The following is a 14,355-nucleotide window of genomic DNA, read 5'->3' as shown; positions in this document are numbered from 1 at the left end:
AGTGAGGCGAAAATGGCAGAAATTCCAATGGGTGCGCCTGGCGCGCCCAACGGCGACTCCCCGAATGCGGCCCTTTTGGTCAATCGCGCGGGTATGTTTGTTTCGGCAGCGCTTGTGCTTGGCACCTGCGTCTGGGGCTACCAAATTCTTTCACGGGATGTGAGCGGCGTGCCTGTGGTGCGCGCGCTGGAAGGGCCGATGCGTATTCAGCCCGAGGATCCCGGCGGACGACAGGCGGGCCATCAGGGTTTGATGGTCAATGAGGTTGCGGCAGATGGCGGCGCGGCTGGTCCCGCCGATCAGGTGATTGTCGCGCCCCCGCCGATTGCATTGACCGAAAGAGACCGGGTTGTGTCTGGCGCTGCCAATGCGGCCGCTCCAGCCGCAGAGCAACCGGTCACGCGTGTGTCACCACCAGCGGTGGAAACGGACACGCTGACGCTTGCTGATACAGCTCCGATCGTAGCCCCCGCGGCTTTGGACGTGAGCAAACCTTTGTCGGTTGAAGAGCTTGCTGCGCAGCTCTCTGCCGGGGCAACACTTTTGAGCGGCACCGAAGCGGCAGAGGCACAGGCCATCCCCGCGTCGCTGAATGTGATCGAAGCTGAGAGCGAGATCGCGCCAGAAACCGAGACACCCAAGCCCGAGATTCAAGGTGGGATCAAGCGCTCCTTGCGGCCCGTGTTGCGCCCTGCAGGCTTGTCAGCCTCTCCGCGACAACAGCAAATTGCTGCGATTGATGCCGCTGTGGGCAGCGTGCTGAAATCCATCGATCCGGAAGATATTCCTGCAGGGACACGTCTTGTCCAGCTTGGTGCCTATGAAACCGCAGAAATTGCGAGCGCTGAATGGGCCCGCCTTCAGAGCCGTTTTGAGCCGTATCTGGGCGACAAAACCCGCGTGATCCAGAAAGCCAGCAGCGGAGGCCGCGTTTTTTACCGGCTGCGCGCCATGGGTTTTGAAAACGTTAGTGATGCACGTCGTCTGTGTTCCGCTCTGAAAGCTGAAAACGCGGACTGTATTCCGGTGACCACCCGGTGAGCCGGTTTGGTGCGGTCATTTCCGGCTGCGAAGGTCTGCGCGTAACTGCGGAGGAGAAAGCGCTCTTTCGCGAGACGCGGCCTTTTGGCTTCATCCTTTTTGCGCGCAATATCGACACTGCGGATCAAGTGCGGGCGCTGTGCGATGATCTACGCGCCTGCGTCGACCATGATGCGCCGATCACCATTGATCAGGAGGGCGGGCGTGTACAGCGCATTCGCGCACCCATGGCCACGGAATGGCTGCCGCCTTTGGAGCAAGTGGCACAGGCCGGTGAGAATGCCGCCCGCGCGATGTATCTGCGCTACCGTATGATTGCGCATGAGCTGCGGGGCCTCGGGATTGATAGCAACTGCGCCCCCATTGTGGATGTGGCACGCCCTGAAACCCACAAATTCCTCCAAAATCGCTGTTATGGCGATGACAGCGCGAAAGTTGCTGAGATCGGACGCGCGGTTGCCGATGGCCTGCTGGATGGCGGTGTCTTGCCGGTGATCAAACATATGCCGGGCCATGGCCGCGCCTTTGTGGACAGCCACTTGGATCTTCCCCGCGTGACAGCTCCACGCGCGGAGCTTGAGGCCGATTTCGCCCCCTTTCGGGCGCTAAATGACCTACCGATGGGCATGACCGCACATATCGTATTTGATGCGGTTGATGATGCCCCGGCAACCACCTCTGCCAAAGCAATGCAGATGATCCGCGAGGACATTGGCTTTGGTGGTCTGATCATGACCGATGACATCGGTATGGAAGCCTTGAGCGGCACCGTTGCTGAGCGTTCCATCGCATCGCTGGCGGCAGGCTGTGACGCGGTTCTGCACTGCAATGGCAGCTTTGCGGATCGACAGGCCGTTGCGGAAGCTTGCGGTGAGATGAGTGATGCGGCACAGGCGCGGGCTGAGGCCGTTCTGGCGATCAAGCGCGTGCCACAACCTGTTGACATTGAAGCGCTTGCCGAGGAACTTAAAGCGTTCTGAACGGGCAGGTGAATGGCCGACACTGACATCGAAGACACCGGACCCGATGACACGGGGGAGATGACTGTCGCTGAGCGTATGGCGGCTGAGGCTCTGATTGTGGATGTCGATGGTTTTGAAGGGCCATTGGACCTTTTGTTGACGCTGTCGCGCACGCAGAAGGTGGATCTGCGCAAGATCTCTATTCTGGAGCTGGCTCAGCAATATCTTGATTTCGTGGAACGGGCCAAGCGTTTGCGGCTGGAGCTCGCAGCGGATTATTTGGTGATGGCCGCATGGCTTGCCTTTCTGAAGTCGCGGTTGCTGCTCCCTCCTGATCCCACGGAAGAAGGCCCCTCGGGCGAAGAACTCGCTGCGCACTTGGCGTTTCAGTTGGAACGCTTGCAAGCGATGCGTGATGCGGCGGCCAAGCTCATGGCGCGTGATCGGTTGGGGCGAGATTTTTTTGCGCGCGGCATCCCAGAGAGCGTGGAGCGTGTGCGCAAAGTGACATTCACAGCCACACTGCTTGACCTGATGCAGGGATATGCGCGGCTTAAAACCAAAGATGAGTTCCGCCCATTTGTGATGGACCGCGAATCCGTCTTTACGATGGAAGAAGCCTTGGAGCGCATGCGCGGGTTGATCGGCTTTGCTGGCGCTTGGACGGATATTTTAAGCTACTTGCCAACTGGGTGGGAGAACGATCCGAAGAAACGGCGTTCGGCCACGGCGGCGACATTTGCAGCGTCTTTGGAGCTGGCCAAGGAGGGCAAGGTATTTATCCGGCAAAGCGAGACCTTTGCGCCGATAGAAGTGCGCAGGAGAGACGACAGGGATGACTGAGACCGACAACGCCGCCAATATTGATTCCGGGGCAGAGGCTGAGGCTGCGCGCAAAGAGCGGCCCGGGCAGGAGGAAAGCCTGTTTGAGGCACCGCCCATTGCGGAGCAGGAGCGCATGTGTGAAGCGATCCTCTTTGCCAGCACAGAGCCCGTGAGCGTCAAGGAAATGAACGATCGCATGCCCCACGGCTGTGATGCGGCGGAGGCGCTGGCGCACCTGCGCAAGCGCTATGAGGGGCGCGGCGTGCGTGTAGTCAAAGTGGGCGACGCTTGGGCCATGCGGACAGCGCCTGATCTAAGCTTTTTGCTGCAGAAAGAAACCGTTGAGACGCGCAAGCTGTCGCGTGCAGCGATCGAAACACTTGCCATTATCGCATACCATCAGCCGGTGACTCGCGCCGAGATCGAAGAAATCCGGGGCGTGAGCGTGAGCCGGGGCACGGTTGATCAGTTGCTTGAAATGGAATGGATCCGTTTAGGGCGTCGTAAGATGACCCCGGGACGTCCGGTGACCTTTGTGGTGACGCCTGAGTTTCTGGATCATTTTGGCCTGTCCAGTGCGCGCGATCTGCCCGGTTTGAAAGAACTGCGTGCCGCGGGGCTTTTGGAGAACCGTCCGCCGCCGGGCACCATCCCGTTGGGTGTATCCACAGGTGATGATGAGGACGAAGAGGCCGTCACAGGCCAATCCGAACTCTTTGAGGATTAAACACAATCCCGACAACAGGGAGCGTGGGCCTTAAATTCGGCGCAATCTTAGTATACATTCCGCTTGAGGCAGCAGGGAGCGCGCAAAATGAACGCGAACCAACTTATCAATATGGTCATCCGTCAGGTTGTGCGGCGGCTGGTGAATGGCGGGATCAACGCAGGCTTTGACGCCCTGTCCAAATCGCGTGGCAAGTCCCAGAAACATGCGCGCGCGAATGGTGACGAAGGGCAGGGGCCGCAAGTGAACCCGCAAGGGAGCAAGCAGGCCAAACAAGCCATGCGCGCGATGCGCCGGCTGAATCGCTTCTAAGCTCCGATGGCAGCGTCTGTGTTACGCTGCCTTAAAATGTTTGCTGAGTTTCAGGCCTTGACCCTGATAGTTGGACGCAATGCCAGCGCCATATAGCTGTTCTGGCACATCCGCCATGCGCTCATAGACCAAGCGTCCGACCACCTGGCCATGTTCCAACACAAAGGGGGCCTCGTGGCAGCGTACTTCCAACACGCCCCGTGACCCTGTTCCACCAGCTTCAGCGTGGCCAAAGCCCGGATCAAAGAAGCCCGCGTAGTGAACGCGGAATTCACCGACCATCGCAAGGAACGGAGCCATCTCAGCGGCATAAGCCGGTGGGATATGCACGGCTTCACGGCTCACCAGAATGTAGAATGCGCCGGGATCGAGAATGATCTTTCCGTCCGAGCTGTGCAACTCTTCCCAGTATTCTGAGGGGTCGTAATGCCCGATATTTTCCAGATCAATCACGCCCGTGTGCGGCTTGGCACGATAACCAACAAGAGTGCCGTCTGCGGGTTTCAGATCGACAGAAAAGCCAAGACCGTCGTCAATTACAGCCTCGCCGTCCACCAGTGGGCTGCGCTCATGCAAGACGCGCAGATCGGCGTCGCTCAGGAGGCTTTGTCCCGCACGGAAGCGAATCTGGTTGAGGCGCATTCCAGGGCGCACCAGCACCGAAAAGCTGCGTGGGCAGATCTCTGCATAAAGTGGGCCGTTGTAACCGGCAGCGATGCGGTCAAATTCCGTGCCGCCATCCGTGATGGTGCGGGTCAGCAGGTCCAGTCGGCCAGTTGAGCTTTTGGCGTTGGCAACAGCTTGAACATCTTCGGGAAGGTTAAGCGCTTCCATCAGGGGCACGACATAAACGCAGCCCTTTTCCAGCACCGCGCCATCTGAAAGGTCAATACGGTGCATCTCAAATTCGCTGAGACGTTCGGCCACCGTGCGGCCCTGTCCGGCCAGGAATGATGCGCGCACGCGATAGGCAACATTGCCCAGGCGCAGATCAAGCGATGCAGGTTGGACCTGGCCTTCAACAACCGGCTCTGACACGCGAATTTCGCCGTTTGTCAGCATGGTTTCAATGGTTTGGCTGGGCAATACGCCGGTCATAATGGTCCTTCCGGATATACAAAACGCCCGGACCTTGCGGCACACGGGCGGTTTTGAATGGTCGGGCTAGCAGGACTCGAACCTGCGACCTTCCGTCCCCCAGACGGACGCGCTACCAGGCTGCGCCATAGCCCGACGATGGGCTGTTCATAACGGAATTGCGGGCGGGAGCAAGTCAAAAATTGCAACTTTTTCGCACCCTTCCGGATTAGCTTGCTTTGGCGTGCAATGCCTCAAGGCGCGCTAAAAGCTCAGCGGCGCGGCTTTGATTTTCTGGAGCCACACGCACCTGTTTGGTGAACACGGAAAGGAAGGCATCTTGGCTTTCCTCCTGTTCTATTGTCATGCCGGTTGTTTCTGCCTCGACAGGCTGGCCTTCCTCTGCACTTGCGGGCTGAACTGCGTCTACTGAAGGCATATCTTCAGGCGTCGCAGGTGCTGTCTGTTCAGGTGCGAAAGGCTCGTTCTCGGCAGACGCATCAACAGCCTGAGCTGTGTCTGCAGCAAACGGAGCAGCCTGTTCCGGAGAAGAAGCGGCAGGGGCAGTCGTTTCTGGCGCTTCACTGACTTCGGACTTAAACGCCGGTTCCGGCATGTCGGTCGGGCTTGTTTCAAGCGTGTCCTCGACAGTGAAATCCGCTTCTACATCCGTTGGCGTAGAGGAGTCTGTCGCAGGCTCAGGCGTTTCGGTCTCTAAGACAGAGTCGAGCTCTTGTTCTGCCGATGCAGCGTCCAAAGAGGCAAAGAGATCGCCTATAGTTGCGGTGTCCGCGCTACCTATTGTGTTGTTGGCAGCTGGCGCCGAGGCCGGCGCGTCGTCGCTGGCACTTGGCGTTGGCTCAAAGCTCATCTCCGCGTCAGCGGTGCCCGCCGCCACCCTGTCTGGAAGCTCTTCCGGCTCAAAGAGAGGCGGGGTTTCCAGATCATCTGCGCCTGAAGCCACAGGAGCCGCAATCTCGTCCTGCGAAATCTCTTGCTCGTCTGTGCCGGTCACTTCTGTTTCAGAAGCTTCTGGCAGCGGCGTTTCTTCGAGCTCTTCTTGGGGCTCAAAGGCTGGCGCTTCGGTTGTTTCAGATGGGGTAAACGCCATCTCAGGAGATGGCGCGACCTTCGTCTCAGTCGCCACCGGTTCCGGCGTCGCTTCGATTTCTGCCTTAGCAGGGGACTTGCTTGGCTCGTCTATGGGCTGAGATAGCGAAGAAACGTGTTTCACACCCATTTCGCGAATGAGCTTCTGCGCATCTTTGATGGGCATGCCATCTTCGTGCAAAAGCTTTTTGATACCGCCCAGCAATTCCATGTCCTGCGGTCGATAGTAGCGTCGACCACCGGCACGTTTGACAGGTTTCACCTGCGAGAATTTGCTTTCCCAGAACCGAAGAACATGGGTTTGGACATCAAGCCAATCGGCCACTTCGCTGATTGTGCGAAAGGCCTCCCGGGATTTCGCCATGGGATGTAACTCGCTTTATTTCTTATTGCCTGCCGCGACGCGGTCTTTCATCAGGTGAGACGGGCGGAAGGTCAGCACGCGACGCGGGTTGATCGGCACTTCCTCACCGGTTTTGGGGTTGCGGCCAACGCGGGCGGCCTTGTCGCGGACGCTGAAGGTGCCGAACGAAGAGATCTTCACCTGTTCGCCACGGACCAGTGCATCGGACATATGTGCCAGAACACTCTCTACGAGTTGCGCGGAATCATTTCGGGAAAGGCCCACTTCGCGAAACACGGCTTCGCTCAGGTCCATCCGGGTCAATGTCTTTCCAGTCATGCAGTCCCCCCTGTGAATAACGCTCTCAAAAAACATAGAGGCATGGGAATTTATAAGTCAATGATTTGGGCTGTGCCAGCCCCGTTTAACTTTGATGCGCACCAAAGGCTTAGGCGGCAATGCTTACCAACGAAGCGCCACCGATCCCCAAGCCAAACCACCGCCAATAGCTTCGGTTACGAGCAGGTCGCCGGGTTTGATTTTGCCGTCGGCAACACCAACGGAAAGCGCAAGCGGAATGGAGGCTGCAGACGTGTTGCCATGGTCCTGAACGGTGACAATCACGCGCTCCATCGGGATGCCGAGCTTTTTTGCGGTGCCTTGAATGATCCGGATATTGGCTTGATGCGGCACGATCCAGGCGACGTCATCATGGCCCAGATTGATCTTGTCGAGCGCGGTTTGTGCCGTAAAGGCAAGCTTCTCGACCGCCTGACGGAAGAGCGCGTTGCCCTGCATGCGCAGTTTTCCGGAGACACCAGAGGTGGAGACCCCGCCGTCGACATACAGCATATCGCGATAGCGGCCATCAGAATTTAGGTCAGCGCTCAGAATGCCGCGATCAGAGGATGTGCCTTCGCCTTCTTGCGCTTCGAGAATAAGTGCGCCTGCGCCGTCCCCAAAAAGCACGCAAGTGGCGCGGTCTGTCCAATCCATGATCCGGCTGAAAGTTTCGGCACCGATCACCATCACACGTTTGGCTTGGCCAGAAACGATCAACGCATTGGCGTTTGTCAGCGCATAGACAAATCCGGCGCAAACCGCCTGAACGTCAAACCCAAAGCCGCGGGTCATGCCAATTTTCTGCTGCACCATGGTGGCAACAGATGGGAATGTCAGATCCGGTGTCGAGGTAGCCACAACAATTGCATCAAGGTCATCTGCCTCCAGCCCGGCATTTTGCAGTGCGGCTTTGGCTGCGAGGCTGCCCAGGTCAGAGGTGGTTTGATCATCTGCGGCAAAATGGCGGCGCTCAATGCCTGAGCGCGTGCGAATCCATTCGTCGGTCGTGTCGAGGGTTTTTTCAAACTCGGCGTTTGGAACGACCCGTTCGGGCAAGTAGTGGCCTATACCCAAAACCACGGCGCGTGTCGTCATCTGTGAGCCTTGCTATATTATAGTTATTCGCTTGAGTTCTCGGCATCTTGCGGCAGGGAAACCGCAGATGCAACCCGCGCGGCGAGCTTTTCAGAGAAGCCTGATTGCGCAAGTTTGAACGCAAGCTTTACCGCGGAGGAAACACCGGTGGCATCAGAGGAGCCATGTGATTTCACGACGGTTCCGTTGAGACCAAGGAAAACACCGCCATTCACGCGACGCGGGTCTATGCGTTTGTTGAGGCGGTTCAGGGAGGTGTAGGCCATCAGAGCCGCGAGACGCGACAGAGGCGAATACTTGAACGCCTCACGCAAACGGGCGCCAATCAGCCCTGCGGTGCCTTCGCCGGTCTTAAGCGCCACATTGCCTGTGAAGCCATCTGTAACAATCACGTCGGCCTTGTCTGACGGAATGTCATTGCCTTCTACAAAGCCGACAAAATCATAGTTCGCGATCTCGGCATTGCGCGCGATCAGGTCGTGCGCGAGCTTGAGCTCGTTGCGCCCTTTGTGTTCTTCGGTGCCGACATTCAGCAGGCCAACACGGGGGCGTTGAAGCTCCATGCCATTGCGCGCGTAGGAGGCCCCCATCAGGGCATATTGCAGCAGGTCATGTTCATCCGCGCTGATGTCCGCACCGGCGTCGAGCATGATGTTGAAGCCCTGCGGGGCGCGGGATGGCCAAAGAATGGCGATGGCCGGGCGGTCCACTCCTAGAATTTTGCGCAGGCGGACAACGGAGAGCATCATGAGCGCGCCGGTGTTGCCGCAGCTGACCACGGCATCGGCTTCGCCGGAGCGCACCGATTCGATGGCGGACCACATGGAGGTGGATTTCCCGCGCCGTATCACGTCGCGCGGCTTGTCTTCCATTGCAACCGCACCGGAGACATCGCGAATCTCCACGCGCCCTTCGAGATTGCGTTTGCGCGCAACCAAAGGTTTCAGCTCGGCTTCAGGGCCGTGCAGAATGAAAGCAATATCCGGGTTTTTGTTCGCAGACAGCGAAATGCCGGCAACAACAGCTGCCGGCCCGCGATCGCCACCCATGGCGTCAACTGAGATCACCGTGCGCCCGCCAACGGGGTTTGCTGATGTAGTCAAACCGGCCATGAGGACGCAGATCCTGTTGTTTATGCTGCGTCTTCGTCCAGATCGACGTCTTCAACCATCGCAACGACTTCACGGTCGTCGTAGTGGCCGCAGGATGCGCACACGTGGTGAGGGCGCTTCAGCTCGCCGCAGTTTGGGCATTCGTTAGGGTTCGCTGCAACCAGGGCGTCGTGTGCACGGCGGTTGTTGCGGCGCGATTTAGATACTTTGTTCTGCTGGACAGCCATGTCGCAACCTTTGATTTACTGGGGCAAGTTGCCCGTTTTCCTGAGCGTCCTGAGCCTCTACGCAATAAGCGCGCCCGAGTCCAACGCTAAATTCGAATGAGCGCGCGAAAATACTGCGATTTTCCCACAACGCAAGCCCTATTCGTTGTCTTTTGCCGACAGTTGGTCCCGCAGGGCCGCCAAGCCAGCAAAGGGGCGTGCATCTTCGTCTGTCATCGCCTTTTTCCCCGCTTCGGTAAAGACGGCATCTTGCAGTTCTGCGCCAGCAGCGCGCGGAAACTGCGGGACATTCAGCGCCAAGGCTTCCTGCATGACCGCAAAGACATCAATGGTGCTGCCAAGCGGTTCGGCGTCTTCGTCCTCAGGCATCTCAACTTCTTCGTCTTCAGCAACCAATTCTGGCATCTGGGCGAGGAAGCGGCGCTCGATCTCTTCATCTATTCGTGAAGTCACAGGATCCAGAGACACTACGCAGGGCTGGACGACAGTTGCCCCAAGGTCGGCCACAAGCTCCCAGTCGTTTTTGCCAAAGGCGTGGATCTCGCCTTTAAAGACCAGCTTTTTGAGCCCTATCAAATCAAGCTCTTTGGCAATGGTCTCAAGCGTTTGCGGATCGGGGCGCAGCTCAAACGGCGTGGCGCGATTTTGCGGGAGGTCCGCCACACGAAATGTGGTGGAAGGGGGCACAGTTTGTGACATGGTTTCTGACTTTGGTCTGGAGTAATCCAACGCGCTTACTTTCTTGAACCGCGCGCATTCCTTCTATAAGCGAGATAAAAGGCAAGACGAGCCAACACAAGAGGACAAAGATGAACACGCGCAAGACGATGATCAAAGTGACGGTCATGGGGGCGGTGATTTTGTCTCTGGCCTCCTGTGCGACGCGATATAGAAATCACGGCTATGTGCCCTCTGATGAAGAGCTGGCTTCGATCACGCTAGGAGTGGATACCCGCGATTCCATTGCAGAGACCTTTGGCCCTCCGTCTGCCTCTGGTGTTTTGAACGACAGCGGCTATCTCTATGTACGCAGCCGCGTAAAACACTTTGGCCCGCGTCGGCCGGAAGTGGTGGATCGCCAGATCGTGGCCATTGGTTTTGATGGCAACGGAATCGCGCGCAACATTGAGCAATATGCGTTGGAAGACGGGCAGGTCGTGCCGTTGTCACGCCGGATCACCGACAACAACATCCAGTCCGGTGGTTTGCTGCGGCAGCTCGGCAGAAACCTCGGAAACTTCTCGCCTATTGGTACACCGGCTCCGGGCTCGGGTGACTTCTAAGCCGTTGAGACAAAACCGTCGGGCGTATGTCATTTGGCTGTCACCGGCGGTCTGCTAAATACATCGTATTCGGGACCAGCCCATAGGCAAGAAGATGCTGCAACAAGGCCGTTATCAGGTACGGATCGCCGCCGGCGAAAAGGATTTGCAAGCGGCGCAGCGGCTGAGGCATCTGGCGTTTCACGGGACAGCCGATGCCCTGGACTGCGACGATTTTGATCCAATCTGCACACACTACCTGATTGAGGCGTGCGCGAGCGGGCGTTTGGTCTGTGTTTTCAGGATGTTGCCGCTCACCGATGGGGCCGATATCGGGCGGAGCTATGCCGCGCAATATTACGAATTGAGCGCCCTGCAAGAGTATCAGGGGCGCATGGTGGAGATGGGGCGGTTTTGTATGCACCCTGAGGTGCACGACCCCGATGTGTTGCGCCTAGCATGGGCGGCGATGACCGCCTATGTCGATGAAAACAATGTCGAACTTCTCTTTGGCTGCGCGTCTTTCTCAGGTACGGATGCCAACTACTACCTCGACAGCTTCGCTATGCTCAGGGACCGTCATCTTGCACCTAAAAGGTGGCTTCCTAAGGTCAAGGCACCCAGCGTGTTTCGCTTTGCCGCGCGGTTGCGCCACAGGCCGAATCTCAAGCTCGCACAGCGGCACATGCCGCCTATGTTGCGCAGTTATCTGATGATGGGGGGCTGGGTCAGTGATCACGCCGTCGTGGATGAAAAAATGAATACGCTGCATGTGTTTACCGGTGTTGAGATCAAAGCGATTCCGCCGGCGCGCAAACGCTTGCTGCGGGCGCTGACGGCATAAGCTCGAACTCGGCCCGGCGAAGGTTGACGGGGTTTCATTTGCGGGCTAGGCGCTTTTGTCATGGCACGTATACCTCTTTTGCAGATGAACGATATCTCCCTGACCTTTGGCGGAGATCCGGTTTTTGATCAGCTGAGCCTTGTGGTGCAGCCCGGGGATCGGGTGGCGCTGGTCGGGCGCAACGGCTCGGGCAAATCCACCTTGATGAAGGTGATGGCCGGGCTGGTTGAAGCGGACCGCGGAGAGATCGTTGTGCCGCCGGGCATCAGCGTGGGCTACATGGAGCAAGACCCTGATATGAAAGGGTTTGCGACGCTTGGGGATTTCGCTTCGGTAAGCCTTGATCCGGGTGAGATGTACAAGGTTGAGCGGGCCGGTGAAGGCCTCAAGTTTGACCCGGCGGGCGCGGTGGAGACTGCCTCTGGCGGGGAGCGGCGGCGGGCGGCTTTGGCACGACTGATGGCCGAGGCTCCGGAGTTGATGCTGCTGGATGAGCCGACAAACCACCTTGATATCGAGGCCATTGCCTGGCTTGAGGCGGAGCTGAAAGCGACGCGCGCGGGCTATGTTCTGATCAGCCACGACCGCGCGTTTCTGCGTGCTCTGACCCGTGCAACCCTTTGGATTGACAGGGGAATGGTGCGGCGTCAGGAGAAAGGCTTTGAGGCGTTTGAGGCCTGGCGCGACAAGGTTTGGGAAGAAGAAGACATCCAGCGCCACAAGATGGATCGCAAGATCAAAGCTGAGGCGCGTTGGGCGGTGGAAGGCATCAGTGCGCGGCGCAAGCGCAATCAGGGGCGTGTGCGGGCGCTGAAGGATCTGCGGGCAGAGCGTGCCTCGATGATCTCGCGGCAGGGCTCTGCGGCGATGGAGCTGTCGGCGGCGCCAAAGTCTGGCAAAAAGGTGATTGATGCCAAGGGCTTGTCCAAAGGATTTGGCGACAAAGCCATTGTGTCGGACTTCTCTCTGACGGTGCAGCGCGGGGATCGGGTGGCCTTTGTGGGGCCAAATGGTGTGGGCAAAACCACGCTGATCAAGATGCTGATGGGGGAGCTTGAACCGGATGCCGGGACGGTGACTTTGGGCACCAATCTGCTGCCTGCGGTGTTTGACCAGGCGCGCGCGAAACTGGACCCTGAAATGACCCTCTGGGACAGTCTCACAGGCGATCCTGAGATGCGGGTTTCGGGCAAGGCGGATCAGGTGATGGTGCGCGGAAACCCCAAGCATGTTGTTGGATACCTTAAAGAATTTCTGTTTGATGATCGCCAAGCAAGAGCGCCTGTGCGGTCTCTTTCCGGTGGTGAGAAGGCGCGGTTGCTGCTCGCAAAACTGATGGCCAAAGAGAGCAATCTTTTGGTCATGGACGAGCCGACAAATGACCTTGATGTGGAGACGCTGGATCTTCTGCAGGAGCTGCTGGATGACTATGTCGGCACCGTGCTTTTGGTGAGCCACGACCGGGATTTTCTTGACCGTGTGGCCACCACAACCATTGCCCTGGAAGGCAATGGCCGGGCTGTAACCTATGCTGGGGGCTGGTCGGATTACCGAGCGCAGCGGCAGGAAGATGCGCCGAAAAAGGCCGAAAAAACAAAAGCTAAAGCGGAAAAGGTGAAGCAGGAAAAAGCGCCCGCAGCAGGGCTGAGCTTTACCGAAAAACACCGTCTTGAGGCGTTGCCGGGGATCATGGAACGGCTGGAAGCGGAGATCGCGAAGCTCGAAGAATTCATGGCGGACCCGGAGCTTTTCACCAAAGAACCGGTGAAATTCCAGAAGGCGACAGAGGCGCTGGTGGAGCGTCAAACGGCGCTTTCGGAGGCCGAGGATGAGTGGCTGACGCTGGAGGAAAAGGCCGAACGCAACACCTGAATCGCACGTCGGTATCGCGTCTGTATTGCGTCGTTATCGCGGAGGTCTGCGATTCTTGAATATGTTGCTTTGGGACGGTGGGGTAGGATGGCGTTGTCAGTTTTCCTGATGTGCAATTATAGGTTGCATAAACAGCACATTTCATACTTACGATTTTGACACACTTCAAACGACACCAGTCGCGATCTAGTTCTACTCAAAACAGACTAGAGAGGGAGCAAAATGGTTGGATCAACAAAATCTGATCACGAGTTATACAAGAGGATTGCGTGGGCTGTCTCGATTGGTGTCGCCTTAGTCTTTTTTCTAATAGTGGTTCTTAAAACCGTTGCATTTGAGCTGCCGTTTACTACCGACTATTTTGACCTAACCGCGATTACTGAACTCGGACTAAATGAATGGGGAGATTTCTTAGCCGGCGTTGGCGGTACATTGGCTTTAGTTTGGGTCATAACTTCGACAGTTCTACAGAGCGCCGAACTCGCGGATCAGCGCAAGGAACTTGTGAACCAGAACAAGGAACTAGGGCATCAAACTGAAGCTCTTCTTAAAGTGCGTAGCGCGATGGATGCACAAGCAGCAGCATTGAGAGAACAAGCCGATATTCTCCAGGAAACAAAGCGGAGCAATATCGAAGACCAAGCCTGGCGAGATATCAAAGAGCTGCTTGAAGCCATTCGTGAAAGAATCCCAGTCAACGACGACTTCTATTTTTGGACTTTGTCTAACACGGGTGGCACTGAAGGCGATAAATGCACGATCTCGTTCTGCTATCAAACGGACAATTCAGAAGATCTGGAGAAAGTCAGCGACATTACCTTCCTTTTTCGTGCCGGGGGAGGCCTCAGAAATGCAATGAAATTGTATAAGAGCAAGGTATCTGAGGGTTATAGTGTCGTGGAGAGTAGAAGTGGTGAGAAACGTTTCCAAGAGCTGAAGCAGCTATTTAGCCACGTAGAGGCGTTGAGCAAAGAAGTGTCTCTGCACTGTAAGAAGCTGGTTGAGGCCTGTCGTGTTTCTGAGTGGAACGCCCTGCTTGATACAGCGATAGAGGCATCCGACAAAAAAAGAAAACGTAGGACATTGGTGTCCTGAGGTTGCGCCGCTGCGGATGGCGTGATTGATGAGGGCCTTACCGAACTTTGGATTAGGTTTAGAAAGGTCTTGGGGCGGATGATCGCTTTGTCCGTCAAATTGTTCGCAC

Annotated in this window: 16 protein-coding genes and 1 tRNA gene; 9 read left to right on the top strand and 8 right to left on the bottom strand. The window is 57.2% G+C overall.

What is annotated here, in order from left to right:
• Positions 1-12: 12 nt before the first annotated feature.
• The 5 genes from J7412_RS14060 to J7412_RS14040 all read left to right on the top strand — a co-directional run bounded on the left by J7412_RS14060 (position 13) and on the right by J7412_RS14040 (position 3,867).
• Positions 13-1,041, top strand: a complete 1,029-nt coding sequence (locus J7412_RS14060; RefSeq protein WP_209079219.1) for an SPOR domain-containing protein — start codon at positions 13-15, stop codon at positions 1,039-1,041.
• Positions 1,038-2,021, top strand: a complete 984-nt coding sequence (gene nagZ / locus J7412_RS14055; RefSeq protein WP_209079218.1) for a beta-N-acetylhexosaminidase — start codon at positions 1,038-1,040, stop codon at positions 2,019-2,021. The genes J7412_RS14060 and nagZ overlap by 4 nt, the downstream gene beginning before the upstream one ends.
• 12 nt (positions 2,022-2,033) lie before the next feature.
• Positions 2,034-2,846 carry a ScpA family protein gene (locus J7412_RS14050; RefSeq protein ID WP_209063334.1) on the top strand — a complete coding sequence of 271 codons (813 nt, stop codon included), beginning with the start codon at positions 2,034-2,036 and terminating at the stop codon, positions 2,844-2,846.
• A complete protein-coding gene (gene scpB / locus J7412_RS14045; RefSeq protein ID WP_209079217.1) occupies positions 2,839-3,555 on the top strand; it encodes an SMC-Scp complex subunit ScpB in 717 nt (238 codons plus the stop codon). The genes J7412_RS14050 and scpB overlap by 8 nt, the downstream gene beginning before the upstream one ends.
• Positions 3,556-3,642: 87 nt before the next feature.
• Entirely contained in the window at positions 3,643-3,867 is a 225-nt protein-coding gene (locus J7412_RS14040; protein WP_209079216.1) for a hypothetical protein, read from the top strand.
• Between the two features lie 21 nt (positions 3,868-3,888).
• Here J7412_RS14040 and J7412_RS14035 read toward each other — a convergent pair whose 3' ends face one another.
• The 8 genes from J7412_RS14035 to J7412_RS14000 all read right to left on the bottom strand — a co-directional run bounded on the left by J7412_RS14035 (position 3,889) and on the right by J7412_RS14000 (position 9,872).
• A complete protein-coding gene (locus J7412_RS14035; RefSeq protein WP_209079215.1) occupies positions 3,889-4,965 on the bottom strand; it encodes a 2'-deoxycytidine 5'-triphosphate deaminase in 1,077 nt (358 codons plus the stop codon).
• A gap of 58 nt (positions 4,966-5,023) precedes the next feature.
• Positions 5,024-5,100, bottom strand: a tRNA-Pro gene (locus J7412_RS14030).
• Between the two features lie 73 nt (positions 5,101-5,173).
• Entirely contained in the window at positions 5,174-6,418 is a 1,245-nt protein-coding gene (locus J7412_RS14025) for a MerR family transcriptional regulator (RefSeq protein ID WP_209079214.1), read from the bottom strand.
• Between the two features lie 15 nt (positions 6,419-6,433).
• The gene (ihfA, locus tag J7412_RS14020) at positions 6,434-6,736 is read right to left on the bottom strand and encodes an integration host factor subunit alpha (RefSeq protein WP_209063326.1); all 303 of its coding nucleotides are present in this window, start codon (positions 6,734-6,736) and stop codon (positions 6,434-6,436) included.
• A 123-nt stretch (positions 6,737-6,859) separates the two neighbouring features.
• Positions 6,860-7,834 (bottom strand): beta-ketoacyl-ACP synthase III, encoded by a 975-nt coding sequence (locus J7412_RS14015; protein ID WP_209079213.1) that lies wholly within the window; start codon positions 7,832-7,834, stop codon positions 6,860-6,862.
• A gap of 23 nt (positions 7,835-7,857) precedes the next feature.
• Positions 7,858-8,946 (bottom strand): phosphate acyltransferase PlsX, encoded by a 1,089-nt coding sequence (gene plsX, locus J7412_RS14010; RefSeq protein WP_209079212.1) that lies wholly within the window; start codon positions 8,944-8,946, stop codon positions 7,858-7,860.
• Between the two features lie 20 nt (positions 8,947-8,966).
• Positions 8,967-9,173 carry a 50S ribosomal protein L32 gene (gene rpmF / locus J7412_RS14005; protein ID WP_058311355.1) on the bottom strand — a complete coding sequence of 69 codons (207 nt, stop codon included), beginning with the start codon at positions 9,171-9,173 and terminating at the stop codon, positions 8,967-8,969.
• A gap of 138 nt (positions 9,174-9,311) precedes the next feature.
• Complete coding sequence (locus J7412_RS14000; protein WP_247743938.1) at positions 9,312-9,872, bottom strand: DUF177 domain-containing protein; 561 nt, start codon at positions 9,870-9,872, stop codon at positions 9,312-9,314.
• 110 nt (positions 9,873-9,982) lie between these two features.
• Here J7412_RS14000 and bamE point away from each other — a divergent pair, with 110 nt between their 5' ends.
• From bamE to J7412_RS13980, 4 genes are all read left to right on the top strand, one after another.
• On the top strand, positions 9,983-10,456 hold the full coding sequence (gene bamE, locus J7412_RS13995; protein ID WP_209079211.1) for an outer membrane protein assembly factor BamE: 474 nt from the start codon (positions 9,983-9,985) through the stop codon (positions 10,454-10,456).
• Positions 10,457-10,550: 94 nt separating this feature from the next.
• Entirely contained in the window at positions 10,551-11,279 is a 729-nt protein-coding gene (locus J7412_RS13990; RefSeq protein WP_209079210.1) for a GNAT family N-acyltransferase, read from the top strand.
• Between the two features lie 60 nt (positions 11,280-11,339).
• Positions 11,340-13,151, top strand: coding sequence for an ATP-binding cassette domain-containing protein (locus J7412_RS13985; RefSeq protein WP_209079209.1), 1,812 nt, complete (start codon positions 11,340-11,342; stop codon positions 13,149-13,151).
• A gap of 222 nt (positions 13,152-13,373) precedes the next feature.
• The gene (locus tag J7412_RS13980) at positions 13,374-14,246 is read left to right on the top strand and encodes a hypothetical protein (protein ID WP_209079208.1); all 873 of its coding nucleotides are present in this window, start codon (positions 13,374-13,376) and stop codon (positions 14,244-14,246) included.
• The last annotated feature ends 109 nt before the right edge of the window (positions 14,247-14,355 follow it).

Source organism: Shimia sp. R9_3 (assembly GCF_017743755.1).
GTDB lineage: Bacteria > Pseudomonadota > Alphaproteobacteria > Rhodobacterales > Rhodobacteraceae > Shimia.
The sequence above is the reverse complement of the archived record's forward strand: the minus strand, read 5'-3'. Positions and strand labels throughout refer to the sequence as shown.